The organism is Sphingobacterium sp. MYb388 (assembly GCF_037479535.1).
Taxonomy (GTDB): Bacteria; Bacteroidota; Bacteroidia; order Sphingobacteriales; family Sphingobacteriaceae; genus Sphingobacterium; species Sphingobacterium anhuiense.
Window position 1 is genome coordinate 269,546 of sequence record NZ_JBBGYV010000006.1, and the last position, 19,145, is coordinate 288,690.

At 35.9% G+C, this 19,145-nt stretch carries 19 protein-coding genes; 18 read left to right on the forward strand and 1 reads right to left on the reverse strand.

Translation table 11 applies throughout. The annotated features are described in order from the left end of the window. The first annotated feature begins 211 nt into the window (after positions 1 to 211). The 18 genes from WH188_RS18950 (at position 212) to WH188_RS19035 (ending at position 17,960) form a co-directional block, all read left to right on the forward strand. Positions 212 to 1,000 carry an SAM hydrolase/SAM-dependent halogenase family protein gene (locus tag WH188_RS18950; RefSeq protein ID WP_168128299.1) on the forward strand — a complete coding sequence of 263 codons (789 nt, stop codon included), beginning with the start codon at positions 212 to 214 and terminating at the stop codon, positions 998 to 1,000. Between the two features lie 74 nt (positions 1,001 to 1,074). After that, positions 1,075 to 1,599 (forward strand): hypothetical protein, encoded by a 525-nt coding sequence (locus WH188_RS18955; protein WP_339424496.1) that lies wholly within the window; start codon positions 1,075 to 1,077, stop codon positions 1,597 to 1,599. 59 nt (positions 1,600 to 1,658) lie between these two features. Further along, positions 1,659 to 3,491: an ABC transporter ATP-binding protein gene (locus WH188_RS18960; RefSeq protein WP_168128301.1), complete on the forward strand. Its 1,833-nt coding sequence runs from the start codon at positions 1,659 to 1,661 to the stop codon at positions 3,489 to 3,491. Positions 3,492 to 3,587: 96 nt separating this feature from the next. Further along, entirely contained in the window at positions 3,588 to 3,995 is a 408-nt protein-coding gene (locus WH188_RS18965; RefSeq protein WP_031287862.1) for a hypothetical protein, read from the forward strand. A 73-nt stretch (positions 3,996 to 4,068) separates the two neighbouring features. Continuing rightward, positions 4,069 to 4,728, forward strand: a complete 660-nt coding sequence (locus tag WH188_RS18970; RefSeq protein WP_168128302.1) for a heme exporter protein CcmB — start codon at positions 4,069 to 4,071, stop codon at positions 4,726 to 4,728. 33 nt (positions 4,729 to 4,761) lie between these two features. After that, the gene (ccsA, locus tag WH188_RS18975) at positions 4,762 to 5,427 is read left to right on the forward strand and encodes a cytochrome c biogenesis protein (RefSeq protein WP_132772486.1); all 666 of its coding nucleotides are present in this window, start codon (positions 4,762 to 4,764) and stop codon (positions 5,425 to 5,427) included. 28 nt (positions 5,428 to 5,455) lie between these two features. Then, positions 5,456 to 5,671, forward strand: a complete 216-nt coding sequence (locus WH188_RS18980; protein ID WP_132772488.1) for a CcmD family protein — start codon at positions 5,456 to 5,458, stop codon at positions 5,669 to 5,671. A 127-nt stretch (positions 5,672 to 5,798) separates the two neighbouring features. After that, positions 5,799 to 6,782, forward strand: coding sequence for a DUF6427 family protein (locus WH188_RS18985; protein ID WP_021189315.1), 984 nt, complete (start codon positions 5,799 to 5,801; stop codon positions 6,780 to 6,782). A gap of 224 nt (positions 6,783 to 7,006) precedes the next feature. Then, complete coding sequence (locus tag WH188_RS18990) at positions 7,007 to 8,329, forward strand: hypothetical protein (RefSeq protein WP_132843868.1); 1,323 nt, start codon at positions 7,007 to 7,009, stop codon at positions 8,327 to 8,329. 13 nt (positions 8,330 to 8,342) lie between these two features. Beyond that, positions 8,343 to 8,951, forward strand: coding sequence for an LPS export ABC transporter periplasmic protein LptC (gene lptC / locus WH188_RS18995; RefSeq protein ID WP_168128303.1), 609 nt, complete (start codon positions 8,343 to 8,345; stop codon positions 8,949 to 8,951). 160 nt (positions 8,952 to 9,111) lie between these two features. Then, positions 9,112 to 11,217 carry a peptidylprolyl isomerase gene (locus tag WH188_RS19000; RefSeq protein WP_339424497.1) on the forward strand — a complete coding sequence of 702 codons (2,106 nt, stop codon included), beginning with the start codon at positions 9,112 to 9,114 and terminating at the stop codon, positions 11,215 to 11,217. Positions 11,218 to 11,278: 61 nt separating this feature from the next. Further along, positions 11,279 to 11,791, forward strand: coding sequence for a DUF2480 family protein (locus WH188_RS19005; protein WP_339424498.1), 513 nt, complete (start codon positions 11,279 to 11,281; stop codon positions 11,789 to 11,791). A 41-nt stretch (positions 11,792 to 11,832) separates the two neighbouring features. Then, positions 11,833 to 12,618, forward strand: a complete 786-nt coding sequence (locus tag WH188_RS19010) for a DUF3108 domain-containing protein (protein ID WP_132772494.1) — start codon at positions 11,833 to 11,835, stop codon at positions 12,616 to 12,618. Positions 12,619 to 12,626: 8 nt separating this feature from the next. Then, positions 12,627 to 13,190, forward strand: a complete 564-nt coding sequence (locus WH188_RS19015; RefSeq protein ID WP_021189309.1) for a DUF3109 family protein — start codon at positions 12,627 to 12,629, stop codon at positions 13,188 to 13,190. A gap of 58 nt (positions 13,191 to 13,248) precedes the next feature. Next, entirely contained in the window at positions 13,249 to 14,220 is a 972-nt protein-coding gene (locus WH188_RS19020; protein WP_132772498.1) for a polyprenyl synthetase family protein, read from the forward strand. A gap of 3 nt (positions 14,221 to 14,223) precedes the next feature. Next, positions 14,224 to 15,282: a TerC/Alx family metal homeostasis membrane protein gene (locus tag WH188_RS19025; protein ID WP_021189307.1), complete on the forward strand. Its 1,059-nt coding sequence runs from the start codon at positions 14,224 to 14,226 to the stop codon at positions 15,280 to 15,282. A gap of 131 nt (positions 15,283 to 15,413) precedes the next feature. Further along, positions 15,414 to 16,601 (forward strand): C1 family peptidase, encoded by a 1,188-nt coding sequence (locus WH188_RS19030; RefSeq protein ID WP_132772500.1) that lies wholly within the window; start codon positions 15,414 to 15,416, stop codon positions 16,599 to 16,601. Between the two features lie 129 nt (positions 16,602 to 16,730). Beyond that, a complete protein-coding gene (locus tag WH188_RS19035; protein ID WP_339424499.1) occupies positions 16,731 to 17,960 on the forward strand; it encodes a thioredoxin family protein in 1,230 nt (409 codons plus the stop codon). 79 nt (positions 17,961 to 18,039) lie between these two features. Here the strand turns inward: WH188_RS19035 and WH188_RS19040 are convergent, their stop codons facing one another. Then, a complete protein-coding gene (locus tag WH188_RS19040; protein ID WP_339424500.1) occupies positions 18,040 to 19,089 on the reverse strand; it encodes an NAD(P)-dependent alcohol dehydrogenase in 1,050 nt (349 codons plus the stop codon). Between the last annotated feature and the right edge of the window lie 56 nt (positions 19,090 to 19,145).

Here is a 19,145-nt window from a genome sequence, read left to right on the forward strand (position 1 = left end):
ATTGGTGGATATCAAGATTAAAAACATCCAACTCAAATCGATCGGATCGAATATGTACATTCTATTTATTTTTATCAGAAGACATTACGTACTTTTGCGTACCTTTTCTTTTTTTTGAGTTAATTTTACTTTAATTTTGAGGATTAAGTTCATATATTAAAACCTTAACAAAAAGAATTCTAGGGTATATCATAAAGGGTAATTAAGAAGAATGGGAGTTATTACATTAACAACAGATTTAGGACATAAAGATTTCTATCAAGCAGCGCTCAAAGGCAGTTTGATATCGGAACTTCCTGATGTCCGAATTGTTGATATTACACACGAAATACCGGCCTTCAATATTCCGAGAGCAGCCTTTGTATTAGCCAATGCGTATCATTATTTCCCAAAAAAAACAGTCCATATCATTGGGATCAACACTTTATTTCATGAAGGATCACGTTACGTGGCAATGATGTATAATGATCACTTCTTTGTTGGCGCAGACAACGGCATCTTTAGCTTACTCTTAAATGGTGACAAACCTCAAGAACTTGTTGAACTTAATTTGATTCAGGACCTTCGTTACTTACATTTCCCACTTGCTGATATTTTGACCAAATCAGCCTGTCACATTGCTAAAGGAGGTAAATTAACGGACATTGGTAATACCATTGATCAAACAGTTGAAAAAGTCACGTTACAACCTATATATGACAATGATACCATCCGCGGTAATGTCGTCTATGTTGATGCTTTTGGAAATGCGATTACCAATATCTCCAAGGAATTATTTAACCGTGTACAAAAAGGTCGAAGCTTCACACTCTATTTTAAAAGAAGTGAAACCATCACTAATTTATCATGGAACTACAATGAGGTAACGGAGGGAGAAAAACTATGTTTGTTCGGAATCAGTAATTATCTGGAGATCGCTATGAATAAAGCAAACGCAAGTCAGCTCTTAGGATTATTTGATGATGAATCTCATATCATCAGAATCGAATTCCACAATTAATAACAAAACGAGCGATTAAACTTTTATTCCTTTTTTTTGTCTTATCCAAGATTTTAAAAAAATATCATTTGAATATGCAGTTTATAAAAAGTCTTTCTTTTCTTCTATTCTTTCTGACAGGTTTTGCTGTTAGCGCACAAAATGCTGACTCAACTTCCTTTGAGGCACAACGTATGCGTGTCAATAAACTTATTGAAGATCGTAAAGTAAAATTTGGAGAATACGATCTAAGTCTGGAAAAGAAATCAGCCATATTTGGGCTTTTTAAATCGAAAGATGATATGCAGCGCACCATAGATATTTTAAAAAATATCGTCATCACTGACAACAATATTTTTTTGGAAACACGTAGACTCATCAGCATCAAAGATGATGAAAAACAGAAGTTCCAGAATCTAGCTTCGGAATATGACAAACAGGTTTCTGCTTACATGGGCACCATCAATAAGCTGCAAAAAGAGAATGAGAAACTCAAAAAAGACGTAGAAAATCTAGAAGGAAGTGATAATAGTTCAAATATTTTACTTTATATCGCCCTCGTAATCATAGCTGTTCTGAGTTATTTAATATACCGAAATCAAAAAATTACTAAAGGATGATAAGTGATTAATGAAGAGTAGTTACTTTTGCAGGTCTCAATATTAAATTGATTGGTGCTATGGCAAGAGGATTTAACAGCGGAAATAAGCAAGAAGAAGAACTACCAAAACCGAAACTTAATAAGGAATTATTAAAAAGAGCGGCACAAATACTATCATATCTAAAACCATTTAGAACCAAGTTTTTGTTAGGAATGCTTTTCTTGATACTTTCAAGTTTGGCGATGCTGACTTTCCCAGCACTTTTAGGTGCAATGATTGATGCTTCCGAAGGAAAACAAACGTACACATGGCTCCCAGCCGATGTTTTTGAAATAGGATCCATCGCTTTTGTTATCCTCACTTTTACTTCCATTGTCTCTTTTTTTAGAATTCGCTTATTTGTGGAGATTGCAGAAAAATCTCTCGCATCAATTCGCCGGGATTCATACCAGAAATTGATATCACTTCCCATGGAGTATTTTGCCAATCGTCGCGTTGGTGAACTCAACAGTAGGTTATCTGCAGATTTAGCTCAGATACAAGACACTATGACAACTACTTTAGCTGAGATCTTGAGACAGTGTATCAGCTTAGCATTTGGTGTTGCATTATTAGTTTTTGTATCACCAAAGCTAGCTTTAATGAACTTATGCATTTTGCCAGTACTCGTTGTAACAGCTATTGTATTTGGTAAATTCATCAGAAACCTATCCCGTCAGGCTCAAGATAAATTGGCAGAATCGAACACCATCGTTCAAGAGACATTACAGGGAATCAGTAATGTTAAAGCTTTTGTCAATGAATATTATGAATCAAACAGATATTCCAATAAACTAGATGCTGTTGTAGGCTTAGCGGTAAAAGGTGCTACATATCGTGGTGCATTTGCTTCCTTTATCATCTTCTGCATCTTTGGTGCTGTCATTGCAGTGATCTGGTACGGTTCTACGCTAGTGTTTTTAGGAGAAATGTCTGTTGGAGATTTGACCACTTACATTCTATATTCGATGTTCGTTGCTGGATCTATGGGTAGTTTTCCAGAACTCTATGCCAATATTCAGAAAGCTCTGGGAGCAAGCGAACGCGTACTTGAAATCCTGCAGGAAGAACAGGAAAGTATCACAATCGATGAATCTTCTAAAGAGATCCGTAAACATTTTCATGGTGATCTGACTTTCAATCATGTATCTTTCTCTTATCCAAGCAGACCTGATATTAAAATATTAAAAGATATTACCTTTCATGCGAAAGCTGGACAAAAAATTGCGATCGTCGGCCCGAGTGGTATCGGTAAATCAACCATCGCTTCTTTGGTATTGCAATTTTACAAGCCTGACAGCGGAGAAATTCTATATGATGGAATGAGCAGTGCTGATTATTTACTGTCCGACATCCGTAATCAAGTCGCCATTGTTCCACAAGACGTCTTACTTTTTGGCGGTACTATTCGTGAAAATATTGCTTATGGGCGCTTAGACGCTGATGCTGATCATATCATTACAGCTTCAAAACGTGCAAATGCACATGATTTTATTATGAATTTCCCGGAGGGCTATGATACACTGGTAGGTGAAAGAGGGGTTAAATTATCCGGAGGTCAACGTCAACGTATCGCAATTGCGCGCGCTTTATTGAAAGATCCTGCGATCCTTATCTTGGATGAAGCAACATCATCATTGGATTCCGAATCAGAAAGACAAGTACAATTAGCACTTGAAGAATTAATGAAAGGAAGAACTTCCATTATCATCGCACATCGATTGTCTACTATTGTAGACTCGGATCAAATTATGGTCATCGAAAACGGCGTGGTGTCCGAATCAGGAAATCATATCGAATTAATGAGCAAAGGTAGTGGACTATACCATCACCTGTACTCATTGCAATCCAAACATAAGATTCAAGTGTAAAAAAATGTTAATTCATAAGCCCTTTTAAAACTTTTCTCTGTATCAGCTGTTTAATTGGTATCATAGTTGAAAGAAGTATATTAAAATATGAGCGATATGAAAAATAAAAATGGATTAGTTGCATTTGCGTTAATAGGTTTAGCAGCAGGTGCTGCAGCATGGTATTTATTAGGTACTGATGATGGCAAGAAACAATTAAGTCGTGCTAATGACGGAATTAAAGATCTGACTCGTTCTCTAAAAGATGTATCAAAAAGAGAAGCAAAAAGAGCTCGGAAATTAGCAAACCAGGCTTCCGAAGAACTACATGCATTAAAAAATAAAGCTGCTGAAGGATTTGGATCATTGAAAGATAAAGCTTCTGATGAAGTAGATGCTTTAAAAAATAAAGCAAAAGAAGTAGGCAGAGAAGCATTGAATAATACCAATAGCGCTGCTCATAAATTAGCAGATCATGTTGACGATGCTGTCGATACAGCAAAAAGCAAAGTTGATAAAGCCTAAAACCTTTTAAAATTTACTTCCTCGTTGCACTATTCATTCAGCTTATTACATTTCATTTGTATCTTTGCGCTGTATGAATTTACTACAACAAGTAAAAACTTTAGTCTATAAAGATGCTATTCTAGAGTGGCGATCCAAATATGCCATCAATAGCATTTTACTATATGTAATATCTACAGTATTTGTTTGCTATCAAGCATTCAAATCTGTAGATGCTACTATATGGAACGCTCTATTTTGGATTATCATGCTCTTCGCATCGGTGAATGCCATCAATAAGAGTTTCACACAAGAAAACCAACAACGCCAACTTTATTACTACTCTATTGTAAACCCGAAAGCAGTTATACTCGCTAAGATTTTTTATAATATGTGTTTAATGGCATTCTTGGCCGTTGTTGCATATTTAACCTACTCCGTAATTTTCAAAAATCCATTAGGCGATCCCGCTTTATACTTTTTTGCAGTCATCTTGGGCAGTGTCAGCTTTGCTTCTGTTTTCACTATGGTTTCGGGAATTACTTCAAAAGCTGGAAATAACAGCACCTTAATGGCTATCCTGAGTTTTCCTGTTATTATTCCGTTGCTTATCGTACTGATTAAGCTGTCACAGAATGCAATGCAGGGTATGGATAGAGCAGAAAGTTTGAATGAAATCGTCGTTTTAATTGCAATTAATATCATCACAATCACTGTTTCTTTATTGTTATTTCCTTACCTTTGGCGTGATTAATTGCACAATTACAGTTTTTAAATATTCATAAAAATGAGAAAAAGTTGGTGGAAAATTTTGGCAGTAGTCTTAATTTCATTGGTCATCATTGCAGGGCTACTAGGTCCAGTACCTGCTTTATTCCTTCTTCATGAAACCATCCGAAATATTTATTTCCATGTCCCGATGTGGTTTGCAATGCTATTCCTTTATACAATATCTGTTATCTACAGCATCAAGTACTTGAATACGGGTAAGCAAGAGTATGATTTAATGGCGGTAGAAGCTGTAAATACCGGGATTACATTTTGTTTTATGGGATTAGCCACAGGTATGCTATGGGCAAATATTACCTGGGGAGAAGCATGGCCCAATGATCCTAAATTGAATGGATCTGCCATTGCGACATTGATGTATTTGGCCTACTTGGTCTTAAGAAATGCGCTTGAAGAGGAGCAGAAAAGAGCTAAAATATCTGCCGTATATAATATTTTTGCTTTTCCTATCATGATTGTTTTGCTTTATATCTTACCAAAACTGACTGATTCACTGCACCCAGGAAGCGGAGGAAATAGCGCTTTCAGTAACCTGGACATGAACAATCAGTTAAGACCGGTATTTTATACAGCCGTCATAGGGTGGATTTTGATCGGTACTTGGATGTTTACCTTACGCTACCGTTTACGTATCATCGAACAGAAGCAAAATGAAATTAATTAATTTTTTGAAAAATCTTATTACAATTGATATGAAAAAGTTATCACTATCAATCGCTTTAGTCTTCATGACAACATTAAACATCTTTGCACAAAGCGAAATTGATATGGCGACCGGACTAAGAAGTTCAGGTAAAATATACGTGGTTGTTTTGGTTATGCTCGTTTTGTTCTTAGGAATAGCTGGTTATTTGTTTATCCTGGATAGGAAAATAACAAGATTAGAAAAGAAACAAAATCAAAAATAATTTTACAATATCATCTTATAAAAGGCAATGCTATCATATCAAGAATATGATGGCATTGTTGGTTTTAATCAACCTTATTCGGAATTAAATAGTAATATTGTAGAGAACAACTTGTAACAAGGCATACATGATTATCAGTCAATTTAGGAAATTCACGCCCATTAATATCGTTCTTCTTATACTTATAGGATTTTTCTTATGTTTTGGTGTATTCATTCATCTGCCCGAAAGCCTGACTCCTATCCTATTTGAGCCCGCACTGGGCAATTTACTCGGAAAGGACGGTATCAATACCTTATCACCGCAAATGAATGTGCTGGTGACATTAGGATTAACCATTATTCAAGCGACCATCCTAAATCGAATCATCGGTCATTTCAACTTATTGGGTAAACCAAGTTTTCTTGTTGCATTGATGTATTTGACTTTAGCCAGTTTGTTTTTACCATTTCTGGTTATATCACCTACCCTGATCTGTAATTTCATATCGGTATGGATGCTGAGCAAATTATTAAGTTTATACCGGCAACAAGATATCAAAGCACTGATGTTTGACCTGGGCATGATCGTAGCTATCGGTAGCTTGATCTATTTCCCTTTCATCATCATGTTTCTTTTACTTTGGATCAGTCTCATCATCTTCAGACCATTCAACTGGAGAGAATGGATTTCACCGTTGTTGGGTTTTGCAACCATCTATTTTATCCTTGCGGTAATCTACCTCTGGTTAGGGAGATTTAAGGATTTCTATAGCATCTGGCTACCGCTGACGAAAACATTTCCAACAACAGTAACGATGGAAATTCATGATTACTTTGTACTTATACCCATCGTATTTAATTTGATACTTTTTCTCATCATTCTAAAAGATAATTTTTTTAAGAGCGTAGTACATATTCGAAAATCATTTCAGCTCTTATTTTTCATGTTGTTATTAGCAGTTGGTTCCTTTTATTGGAACAAGCAAATAACCGAAACACACTTTCTACTATGTGCACCTCCATTAGCAATTTATATGGCTTATTATTTCACACATGCAAAGAAAAAATGGCTTTTTGAGAGTGTATACGCAATCATTATTTTAACAATACTGTATTTTCAGTTTTTCTAAAATTTTAGCTATCAGGAGTTTAACCTTTTTTAACAAAATCAACTCTACAAGGTCGCAAAAATTAAATAGTTTTGTATGCTGATAGGATCATCGTAAAATATAAATTTGAACAGATTTTTAACCCGTTATACCGATCTTTTCGCATATTTTTAGAATCTTTGAAACACAAAACTTTAATATATTATTTATATAAAATAAAAGTTTCGCAACTTTAATCTATAATCATGCAGAAACGCTTTTTAAGCTCCATTACAAGTAAAGTACCTCAAGTGTTATTGACTTTAGGCTTATTATACAGCTCGTCAGCAGCATTTGCGCAGAAGTCGACGTCTGCATCACCTTATTCACAATTTGGCTTAGGTCAAATGCGTGAAGATCTACTACCTCAACATCGTGCGATGGGTGGCTTATCCACGGGTGTCCGTTACTTCGGTTCAGTTTATAATACGAATCCTAGTAATCCAGCTTCATACTCTGCTGCCCAATTCAGTACTTTTGATGCCGGTCTATATGGAAATTTCACCCAATTGAGTTCGAAAAATAAGTCAGATAATACGGCAGATTTTGCTTTCAGTCATATCACAATGACCTTCCCAATGAAAAAAGCGGGCGGTATCAGTATCGGTCTTTTACCATACTCAGATTTAGGTTACAACTCAAACAGTATACAAAAAATAGATACCGTTAATTACAGAAAAACATTTACTGGAGAAGGTGGGTTAACAAAAGCTTATTTCGGATACGGTGTCAATATCACAAAGAATTTCAGTGTCGGAGCTAATATTTCTTACTTATTTGGTACCTTAAATGATTTTAGCCGACTTGAATTACCCTTTAACTACGGTCTGAACGTACAACAACAAGATAAACGTGAAATCCAAGGTGTAAGCTTTGACTACGGGGCTCAGTATTACAAAACGATCAATAAAGAATATTCGATAACAGTTGGTTATTCGGGATCATTGAATAATGCAATCCATGACCGCACAACATCATTTGTGACGCGTACGCTACCCTCAAACAATAGTGACGACACAAATATCGCTTTGGATACAGTGAGTCAAACTGAGCGAACGAGAAGAGATTTAAACCTTCCATTAAAACATAATGTCGGTATTACTTTTGCCAGAACAAACCGTTGGTTAGTAGGTGCAGAATTCAAATATGCAGACTGGTCTAAATTTCAGGTAAGAAAAAACGAAGAAAACTTAAAAACAAATTATGGTTTTGCAATCGGTGGACAAATCACACCAGATCCAACTTCATTTAAATACACAAGTTTAATGGATTACCGTATCGGCTTCCGTTATAACAGAACGCAATACTTCATCAACAAACAGGATATCAATGATATGGCTATTACCTTTGGGGTTGGCCTTCCATTAGCAAGAAATCCTTATTCAGGTGCATTTTCTAAAATCAATATCTCTGCAGAACTGGGACAAATGGGAACCATGAACAATAGCCTGATCAGAGAGAGATACGTCAACTTGAATGTTGGTTTTACTTTAAATGACCGTTGGTTTAGAAGAAACTCCATTGATTAATCAAGAGACTGATATGGCAAGACATACAATTGCCTCAAAAAAGCATTATACATTGCCTCTACTGCTCCTCATTGCAGTAGGGGCAATCTTCTTTACAGCTTGTGAACCCGATTTAAAAGAAGTAGATCGGATCGCTAATCTTAAAAAAGAAGAAGCCGTTGATATCTCTCGTCACGTGGACGTCATCTATAGCGATTCAACGATCGTAAAAGCACGGATGTCAGCTCCTGAAATGCGCATTAAACATGATAGTACGCAAGTGTATGAATTTCCTAAAGGTATCCAGATCATATTCTATGATAAAGATGTTAAAGAAACACAACGTATTATCTCGGATTATGCCATTCAGCATGAAGCGGCAAAAACAACAACATTCAAAAAGAACGTTGTCGTAACGATGGCAGACGGGTCAATCATTAAAACAGATGAAATCATCTACGATGAAGGCAAAGAATCTTTCTATAATAATATGCCTATAACGGCCTATTTCAAAGATAATAGAGGTAACCTGCAGGGATCTTCCTTTACTTCTGATAAGGATTTTAAAAAAATAAATATCCAAAATTCAACGGGTGTCATGCTGGTAAAAGACAATAGTATGTTCCCTTCATTTGGCCAATAAAATTTGCTCAAAACAAATTTGGATGAAATAAGTTTCCCTTAATCAGAAATAATTACTCTTTTTTTTATAAAAATTGTATCTTGCACCGCATTTAGGCATACTATTTCCTAAATAATGGTATTTTAAGTATTTAAACAATAATAAACACAATAAACAGACTATGGGATTAATGAGCTTTTTGCGCAACCGAGCTGGTTTCATTTTAACTGGAGCTATGGCTGTGGCAATTCTAGCATTTTTATTAGGAGATGTTGTCAAATCTGGAACTCCGTTTTGGGCTAAAAACCAAAATCGCGTAGCAGAAATAAATGGAGAGAAAATCGATTTCCAAGAATTCAATCAACAAGTTGATCAAACAGCAGAAATGTTTAAGCAACAAATGGGTGGTAACTTGACTACTCAAATGAAATCATATGCTGTACAACAGGTATGGAATCAATTGTTGCAAAAAGAAATCCTAAAAAGCGAAATTGAAAAAATCGGCTTAGAGGTTGGCAAAAATGAATTAAATGATTTAGTTACAGGTAATCGCCCTTCGAATCAAATTGTTCAAGCTTTTACTGATCCACAAACAGGTCAATTTAATCGTAACCAATTGTTAACATTCATTTCACAATTAAACACCGCGGGTAATCCTCAGGCAGCACAACAGTGGGAAATGTTATTAGCAGCTGTAAAGGAAGAACGTTTGAACAATAAATACTCAAGCTTATTAAACAACAGTGTTTATGTTACATCTTTAGAAGCTAATGATGAATATCAACAACGCAATAAATTAGCAAATTTCAAATATGTATTATTGGATTATGCTGGCGTTAAGGATAGTGAAATCAAAATCACGGATGCTGACTATCAAGCATATTACGATGAGCATAAAAACTCATTTAAAAATCAAGAAGAAACTCGCTCTATCGAGTATGTTGTTGTAGATGCACGTCCTACTGCAAAAGATATCGATTATGCAAAAGAGACTATCAATAGATTGAAAACTGAATTAGCAGCTTCAACAAACGATTCTTTATTTGCATCGATCAACTCAGACAATAAATATCCTTATACTTTTGTTAAAAAAGGTCAATTAAGTCCAGCATTGGATTCAGTACTTTTCAATGTTCCGGCTGGAACTATTGTTGGTCCTTACGAATCTAACGGTTTATTTGAAATTGCTAAAGTAGCACAAACGACTGTTGGACCTGACTCCGTAAAAGCTAGTCACATTTTATTGAACGCAACTGCTGAAGGTGGTGTTCAGAAAGCATTAGCAAAAGCAGACTCAATCAAAGGTTTATTAGCGAAAGGAGAAAGCTTCTCTTCACTAGCTGTCCAATTCAGTACTGACCAAGGTAGTAAAGTAAATGGCGGCGAACTTGGAACATTCCCTCGTGGACAAATGGTTCCTGTTTTTGATAACGCTGTATTCAATGGAAAAACAGGTGATATTAAAGTTGTGGAATCACAATTTGGTGTACATATCATCAAAATCGAGAATCAAATTGGTTCTGCAAAATATGTTAAAGCTGCGATCGTAGATAAAGCGATTATCAGCGGTAAAGAAACATTAAACACGGCACATAGCAAAGCAAATGCTTTCTTGACTGCAGCTACAGCACAAAACTTTGCTCAAGAAGCTCAAAAATTAGGATTGAAAGCAACTACTGCAACTCGTGTTTTAGCAATGGATAATACATTAGACGGCAATGAAGCTCCAAGAGAATTGATCAAATGGGCATTCGAAGCTAAAAAAGATGATATTTCTGATCGTGTTTTTGAAACAGAACAATCGTATATATTAGCACGCCTTGTAGATGTACAACCTAAAGGTATCTTGCCTTTAGCAACTGTAAAAAAAGATATTGAGCCTGCTGTAAAAAATGCAGTTAAAGCAAAACTATTGACAGAGAAAATGAATGCTGCCTTAAGCGGTGCTAGCTCTCTTGATCAGGTAGGACAGAAATTAGGTAAAACTCCAGTAGCAGTTGAAAATATCGTATTGGCAAATCCAGTTATCCCTGGAGTTTCTTTAGAAAACAAAGTGGTGGGTACTGTATTTGGTTTACAACCGAACAAACCATCTAAAGCAATTGAAGGTGCACAAGGTGTATACGCTGTTCAAGTGAATGGCTTTGTTAACCCTGCTGCGATTCCTGATTTAAATGCTCAGAAAAAACAAATTTTAGCCGGAAAACTGCAGCGTTCTTGGGCTTCAATTTTCAAAGCTTTACAAGATAAATCAGAAATCACTGACAATCGCGTGAAATTCTTTTAAGATAATTTTAATTAACTTTGTAGCCGGCCGAGTATATCGTCCGGCTTTTTTATTATTTGATATGGATATTCAAACCGACATTGTAAATAAAGTTGCTCAGAGTGGTATTATCACTGTAGATCTTGCGAAGTTCAAGCCAACAGGTGAACTTGTTGAATATGATATTAAAGACAATCTATTTCATGGCCTGATCTTAAAAGAGAAAGACTTTAGAGATTTTATAAAAACACATGACTGGTCAGCTTATGCAGGCAAACATGTCGCAATTACATGTTCGACTGATGCTATTGTCCAGACATGGGCATATATGCTGTTAGCGACCAAATTAGAGCCGTTTGCAAAGACTGTTGTATTTGGAGATCTTGCTGAACTCGAACGTATTCTATACGCCCAAACTATAGCCGAAATTGATATGTCTGAATATACTGATCAACGCGTTGTTGTAAAAGGATGTGGAGATATCAAAATTCCGGAATCGGCTTTCGTTCAGTTCTCTACTGCCTTGGCAAAAGTTGCGAAAAGTATCATGTATGGAGAACCTTGTTCTACCGTTCCTGTATTTAAACGTAAATAGCGGTATTCGTAATTTCAAAATATTTTTGTATTCTTACGTATATGAAAAAGCTAGTCTCGTTAATACTCTTAGTGCTCAGTTTCTGCGGTCAGATATTTGCTCAAGAACTTCCTCATTTGAAAGAATCCGCTTTTAAAGGCGGAGAAAAATTAGAGTACAAATTAAAGTATGGTTTTCTATCTGCGGCAACTGGCCTATTGACGGTAACAGATACTAAATCAGGTAGCGGGGCACCGGCATTCCGGTTATATGCAACTGGGAAAACTGCCGGAGCATTTGCTTTATATACAGTTAAGAACGAATACAACTCCTATATAGATGGTAAGACTTACCTGCCTTATTATTATACTGAAAACATCAGAGAAGGAGGCTACAGACGGAATGATAAGGTTACTTTCGATCAAAAGACAAGATCAGTAAGCGGAAATAAAGGAGACTTCAAAAGTGTAGTATCTCAAACATTTGATTTACTATCAGCATACTATTTTGCGCGCAATTTAGACCTTTCGTCTGTCAAGCCAGGAGAGTCATTTAAATTGACTTATTTCTTAAACGACGAGATCGCCACATTAGGAATTAAATATATTGGTGTAGAAACCATAAAAACAGATTTAGGATCGTTAGAATGTCTTAAATTCAGTCCTGAAATAAAGCCAGGAAGAATTTTCAAGAAAAACAGTAAGTTATATCTTTGGGTAACCAATGATGGGAATCGTATCCCTGTAAAAGCTAACGTAGACATTTTAATTGGTTCTGTCACATTAGAACTCTTAAAAGCCGAAGGCTTGAAACATAAACTCGGACAACGTGCGAGTTATTCAAAATAAAAAATATCATGATAGAAGTAGGAAATGTATTAGTGCACGAAGATTTGATTAACAATGATTTCGTATGCAATCTTTCCAAATGCAAAGGCATTTGCTGTATAGAAGGAGATTCCGGCGCTCCATTAAAACAAAATGAGCTGGCCATACTTGCGGAGATATATCCAAAAGTAAAACCTTACATGACAGCTAAAGGTATAGAAGCCATAGAAGATCAAGGCACACATGTGATTGATATGGACGGAGATTTAACAACCCCATGTGTCGATGGTAATAAAGAATGTGCATATGTTACTTGGGAAAATGGTATCACAAAATGTGCCATTGAGAAAGCATATGAGCTTGGAGATATCAACTGGAAAAAGCCAATTTCCTGTCACCTATACCCTATTCGTACGACAACTTATCCTGAATTTGATGTGCTTCATTACGACAGATGGCACATCTGCAAAGATGCATGTACTTTTGGAAAAGAACTACAGGTTCCTGTATACAAGTTCCTAAAAGACCCGTTAATTCGGGAATATGGTGACGAATGGTACCAAAAATTAGAGAATGCGGTAGATTCATTATAATCTATTGCTTATATTTATAGACATTTAAGGAGATTATAGTGGTTTTTAACCATCTTGCATGCTGAAATTAAAAGAAATACAACGTCCCATCCTCAAGGAATTGGCAACTTTTGAAACTGAATTTAAAGCTTCAATGAAAAGTTCAATCCCTCTATTAGATCGTATTACAGGATATATTGTGAAAACCAAAGGAAAACAGATGCGTCCAATGTTTGTTTTCTTTTCGGCAGGTCTGTGCAACGGTATAAAAGAATCCACCTATCGTGGCGCTTCCTTAGTTGAGTTGCTTCATACAGCGTCATTGGTTCATGATGATGTTGTAGACAATGCAAATGAACGAAGAGGTTTCTTTTCTGTGAACGCACTCTGGAAAAATAAAGTATCCGTTCTAGTCGGTGATTTTTTACTTTCCAAAGGATTGCTTCTCTCAGTAAAGCATCATGAATATGACTTACTGAAAATTGTTTCAGAGGCCGTTGAACAAATGAGTGAAGGTGAATTATTACAGATTGAAAAAGCGCGGAAACTGGATATCGAAGAATCAATCTATTTTGAAGTCATCCGTCAGAAGACAGCTTCATTGATTGCTTCCTGTTGTGCTTGTGGAGCATCATCTTCGGGAGCCGATGCGGCGACCGTTCAAAAACTACATGCATTTGGCGAAAAAATCGGTATCGCTTTTCAGATAAAAGATGATTTATTTGATTTTGGAGTCGACGATGTGGGCAAGCCACTCGGAAATGATATCAAAGAAAAAAAAATGACCCTACCACTGATATATGCATTGAGTCAAGCGGACAAATCAGAAAAAAGAAGAATCATCAATCTGGTAAAAAACCATAATGATGACAATAAAAAAGTAGCAGAAGTCATCGCGTTTGTAAGACAAAGTGGTGGATTGGAATATGCAACAGAAAAAATGTTGGATTACCAAAAAGATGCTTTTAAAATATTAGATGAATTTCCTGATAATGAATATAAAACAGGGTTACTACAACTTGTCAAATTTACAACTGAAAGAAAAAAATAGAAAATGAGTCACGAGATCATGTTTTTTGGAGGATTTTTAATCTTCATTATTTTAATGTTAGCGATCGATTTAGGAGTGTTTTCAAAAGGAGACAAAACTGTATCCCTAAAAAGTGCCGCCATCATGAGTATAATCTGGGTATTATTAGCATTAGGCTTCTACTGGGTTTTACGTCACTATGGCCATGAATTACACAACATTCAAGATCTAGATCATCTGCAACAAGTCATCAAAGCTCATCTGCATGACGTTAAAATCATACCTGGAGATCTGGAAGGAAGCATTGCGTTATACAATAATAACCTAGCCCTAGAATTTATAACAGGCTATGTAGTAGAATATGCCCTATCTGTCGATAATATCTTCGTTATGGTGCTCTTATTTTCATCTTTTGGTATTCCAGAACGTTACTACCATAAAGTATTGGTATGGGGCGTAATTGGAGCCGTATTAATGCGTTTCATATTCATCTTCTTAGGAGCAGCATTGATTACAAAATTCGGGTGGATCTTATACATCTTCGGAGGATTCTTATTGATTACCGGTATTAAGATGTTCTTAAATAGAAATCAAGAGGAAGAAGTGGATCCACAAAACCATCCTGTGGTAAAATTTGCATCTAAATATTTTAAGGTAACGCCTAAATTAGATGGTGGTCACTTTTTCCATATTGAAAATGGTGTCAAATATATGACACCTTTATTCTTGGTTCTGCTGGTAATTGAATTTACCGATTTGATTTTTGCTGTAGATTCTATTCCAGCGATCTTCTCGGTAACAAAAGATGCATACGTTGTATTTTTCTCTAATATCTTCGCGGTATTAGGATTGCGTTCTATGTTCTTCTTACTGGTTAATATCATTCACAAATTCCATTACTTGAAGGTAGGATTAGCATTTTTACTAATTTTCATTGGATTAAAAATGTTACTGCATCACTGGTTGGTACAAATTGGTTTTTCAACATCACATTCATTGATTATTATCGTCAGTATTTTGGTGATCAGTGTCGTCGCGTCATTGGTATTTCCTAAAAAACCAGATCTCAAAATAGAAAATTAATAAAAAACGGGGCTTTAAAAGCCCCGTTTTTTTGTTAAGCACAATTTTATTACAATCAAATTGTAAGAATGTCATGATGGTAAATGAATTTATTTTTAATTTAGCATCATAAAATCATTAACTTTTAAAAAATGAATTGGAATAAATCACTCGTATTGGCAGCATCACTATTTGCAGCTTCATTACAAGTAGTACAGGCTCAGGATAATTTAATCAATGCCTTAAAAACAAATCAAAATGATAACAGTAAGGCTGGCTTCACTTTTACCGAAATCATTAATCTAAAAAATACTTCGATCAAAAACCAAGGTTCTTCCGGCACCTGTTGGTCATATTCTGGGAATTCATTCCTCGAGTCTGAAATGATCCGTATGGGAAAAGAACCTGTAGAAATTTCACAGATTTTCTCTGCTCGTAATACTTATTTAGGAAAAGCAAAAAACTACGTGCGTTTACACGGCGGATTATCTTTAGGCGAAGGTGGACAATTTCATGATGTTTTAAATGCGTTCCGCCACTATGGTGCTTTGCCACAAACAGAGTACACAGGCCTACACTATGGATCTGATAAAAACAACTTTGGTGAAATGACCAATATGTTGGATGCCATGTTAGCTACTTTTGTAAAAAGCAAAACGTTAACTCCAAACTGGGAAAAAGCGTACACTGCTGCAATGGATTCGTACCTAGGTGAAGTCCCTAAAAACTTCCAATACAAAGGCAAAAGCTATACACCACGTACATTTGCTGATCAAGTAATTGGTATTAACCCTGATGAATATGTCGGTATTGCTTCTGTTACAGATCAACCTTACTACAATAAATTTGTATTATTGATTCCTGATAACTGGTCATTTGATAATTTTTATAATGTTCAAATCAATGACCTAACTGATATCATTGATAATGCATTGAATAATGGTTATACAGTAGCTTGGGCAACAGATGTTTCTGAGAAAAGCTTTAGCTGGAAAAATGGTGTGGCTTATGTCCCTGCAAAACCATTCGAGCAAATGACCCCACAAGAACAACAAGAAATGTTTGTTGGACCAAAACCTGAGGCTAAAATTACAGCTGAACAAAGACAGACTGCTTTCGACAACTACCAAACAACTGATGATCACGGTATGCACATCGTTGGATTAGCCAAAGATCAAACAGGTAAAGAGTATTATATCGTTAAAAACTCTTGGGGTGTGACAAACGATTATAAAGGTTACTTGTATGTAACAAAAGAGTTTGTTCGTTACAAAACAACATCACTTTTAGTTCATAAAGACGGAATTCAAAAAGGTTTAAAGTCCAAAATGAAGATCTAGGCTTATAAAAAGCACTATTCTACAAATAGGTTACAGAAATAAATTTCTGTAACCTATTTTTTTTACAATTTTATTACATAACTTTAATTTCAAGAAATGATTAAGTGAGCAACTTCTTAGAGACTGGTTATGAAAAAGATATTATTATTCCTCCTTATTTTACCCTTTGCCGTTATAGGTCAAGAAAAAGGAATAACATTTGAGCACGGATTGAACTGGAGCCAAATTAAAGAAAAAGCAAAAAAAGAAAACAAATTTATCTTTGTGGATTTGTTTACTACCTGGTGTGGTCCTTGTAAATACATGAGTGCTAGTGTATTTCCACAAACAAAAGTGGGAGATTTCTTCAATTCTAAATTTGTTAATACCAAAATCCAAATGGATAAAACGGACAAGGACAGTGAAGAAGTGAAAGCATGGTATGAAGAAGCCGAACGGTTCGGTAAAGACTACAAAATTGCCGCATATCCTACCTTCTTAATTTTCAATCCTCAAGGTGAACTTGTGCACCGTATGGTCGGAGGTGGCGATGCTGATGAATTCATTGAGCGGAGTAAAGATGCTTTAAAACCTGAAACACAGTATTATGCTTTGTTAAAAGCGTTTAACGAGAATCCAACAGATTTAGCCTTAGCGCACCGAATGGTTAGAGCTGCGAACACAGCTTATGATGAAGCTACTGTGACACAAGCTGAAGATATCATTATCTCCCATACCAAACCTGAAAATTTAACGAAAGAATGTGCTGCCTATCTCGTGGCAAACACACGCACATCCCGATCTAAAGCTTTCGAGCTACTACGGGATAATCCTGAAAAAATTGATGCTTTATTAGAAAAAAACGGCGCGGCAAATCGTGTACTTTCCACTGTGGCCATCAATGAAGTATTAGGAACTAAAATCGATTTCAATACAGAACCTAATTGGGAAGCTTTAAAAACAGAAATTTCCGACAAATACGCAAATATCAATTTTGACCCAATCTTCAAATTGATGAAGGCACAGTATTATGTACAATCGCGTAATTGGTCTTCTTTAACAAATATTGTTGACAGCTATTTAACATCAGAAGATCTAAATTCAAATCAATTGAATAGTTATGCTTGGGAAATTTTTGAAAACAGTACCGATGCGGCATGTTTAGACGCAGCTTTAAAATGGAGCAAAAGAGCTGTAGAACAAGATGTAAAAAGCGCATACTTAGACACCTATGCCAATCTACTGTATAAAAAAGGAGATAAGATAAATGCTATAAAATGGCAAGAAGAAGCATTATCTCTAGCGACAGAAGGCGAACAAGATAACTATCAGGATACACTAGCTAAAATGAAAAGTGATATCCCAACCTGGAATTTATAATACTCTTGAACATAATTATTAAATAGAAAAAGGGTTGAAAATTATTTATTTTCAACCCTTTTCGATACCGCAGAAATTATTAACTGTCTTTCAATGATTTCATATCGATTACAAAACGGTACTTCACATCTGATTTAATCATACGTTCGTATGCATTATTGATATCTTGAATATTGATAACCTCAACATCTGAAACGATCTGGTGTTCACCACAGAAATCTAACATTTCCTGCGTCTCTTTGATGCCACCGATCAACGATCCTGCTAAGTGTCTACGCTTACCGATCAGCAAACCACCATGAACTCCAGGCAATGGCTCTACAGCTCCTACAATACACATTGTTTTATCCAATTTTAAAAGACTTAAATATGGATTAACGTCATGCCCCACTGGAATTGTATTCAATAAAAAATCAAACGTATTTGCATGCGCCTGCAATTGTGACGCATCTTTAGAAATCAAAACTTCATCAGCACCTAATTTCTTTGCATCTTCACCCTTTTCTGGAGAAGTTGTAATCATGACAACATGTGCACCCATCGCTTTCGCAAATTTAACACCCATATGCCCCAATCCTCCAAGACCAATAACACCAACTTTATCACCTTTTTTCACATTCCAGTGACGCAAAGGCGACCATGTTGTAATACCTGCGCACAATAAAGGAGCAGCTGCTTTCACATCAATTGTTGTCGGGATACTCAGAACAAAATCTTCCTCTACAACGATATTCTCCGAGTAGCCACCATAGGTAATACCACCATATTTAGATTTAGCACTGTTATAAGTGCCAATCATCCCACTTTCGCAGTACTGCTCCAACCCTTCATCACAAGGATTACAGTGCTTGCATGATTCGACCATACAGCCTACACCAACAAGGTCACCGACCTCATATTTTGTCACATTTGGCCCTACGGCCAACACACGTCCAATAATTTCATGACCAGGAACTACGGGGTAATGAGGCTGTCCCCATTCTGCTCTTGCTGTATGAATGTCACTATGGCAAACACCACAATATTCAATATCAATAAAAACATCCTTATCCTGCAAATCCCGGCGTTGAATCTGATGTGGTTTTAAATCTTCGGCCTCCGAAAAGGCTGCATATGCTTTTGTACTCATCTTAGTTTGTTTTAAGTAAAAGTAGCTCTTTTAATAAAAAATCCACTCTTGTCAGG

Coding starts and splice junctions, on each gene's coding strand:
- WH188_RS18950 (WP_168128299.1), top strand. CDS start 212: ATGGGAGTTATTACATTAACAACAGATTTAGGACATAAAGATTTCTAT.
- WH188_RS18955 (WP_339424496.1), top strand. CDS start 1,075: ATGCAGTTTATAAAAAGTCTTTCTTTTCTTCTATTCTTTCTGACAGGT.
- WH188_RS18960 (WP_168128301.1), top strand. CDS start 1,659: ATGGCAAGAGGATTTAACAGCGGAAATAAGCAAGAAGAAGAACTACCA.
- WH188_RS18965 (WP_031287862.1), top strand. CDS start 3,588: ATGAAAAATAAAAATGGATTAGTTGCATTTGCGTTAATAGGTTTAGCA.
- WH188_RS18970 (WP_168128302.1), top strand. CDS start 4,069: ATGAATTTACTACAACAAGTAAAAACTTTAGTCTATAAAGATGCTATT.
- ccsA (WP_132772486.1), top strand. CDS start 4,762: ATGAGAAAAAGTTGGTGGAAAATTTTGGCAGTAGTCTTAATTTCATTG.
- WH188_RS18980 (WP_132772488.1), top strand. CDS start 5,456: ATGAAAAAGTTATCACTATCAATCGCTTTAGTCTTCATGACAACATTA.
- WH188_RS18985 (WP_021189315.1), top strand. CDS start 5,799: ATGATTATCAGTCAATTTAGGAAATTCACGCCCATTAATATCGTTCTT.
- WH188_RS18990 (WP_132843868.1), top strand. CDS start 7,007: ATGCAGAAACGCTTTTTAAGCTCCATTACAAGTAAAGTACCTCAAGTG.
- lptC (WP_168128303.1), top strand. CDS start 8,343: ATGGCAAGACATACAATTGCCTCAAAAAAGCATTATACATTGCCTCTA.
- WH188_RS19000 (WP_339424497.1), top strand. CDS start 9,112: ATGGGATTAATGAGCTTTTTGCGCAACCGAGCTGGTTTCATTTTAACT.
- WH188_RS19005 (WP_339424498.1), top strand. CDS start 11,279: ATGGATATTCAAACCGACATTGTAAATAAAGTTGCTCAGAGTGGTATT.
- WH188_RS19010 (WP_132772494.1), top strand. CDS start 11,833: ATGAAAAAGCTAGTCTCGTTAATACTCTTAGTGCTCAGTTTCTGCGGT.
- WH188_RS19015 (WP_021189309.1), top strand. CDS start 12,627: ATGATAGAAGTAGGAAATGTATTAGTGCACGAAGATTTGATTAACAAT.
- WH188_RS19020 (WP_132772498.1), top strand. CDS start 13,249: ATGCTGAAATTAAAAGAAATACAACGTCCCATCCTCAAGGAATTGGCA.
- WH188_RS19025 (WP_021189307.1), top strand. CDS start 14,224: ATGAGTCACGAGATCATGTTTTTTGGAGGATTTTTAATCTTCATTATT.
- WH188_RS19030 (WP_132772500.1), top strand. CDS start 15,414: ATGAATTGGAATAAATCACTCGTATTGGCAGCATCACTATTTGCAGCT.
- WH188_RS19035 (WP_339424499.1), top strand. CDS start 16,731: ATGAAAAAGATATTATTATTCCTCCTTATTTTACCCTTTGCCGTTATA.
- WH188_RS19040 (WP_339424500.1), bottom strand. CDS start 19,089: ATGAGTACAAAAGCATATGCAGCCTTTTCGGAGGCCGAAGATTTAAAA.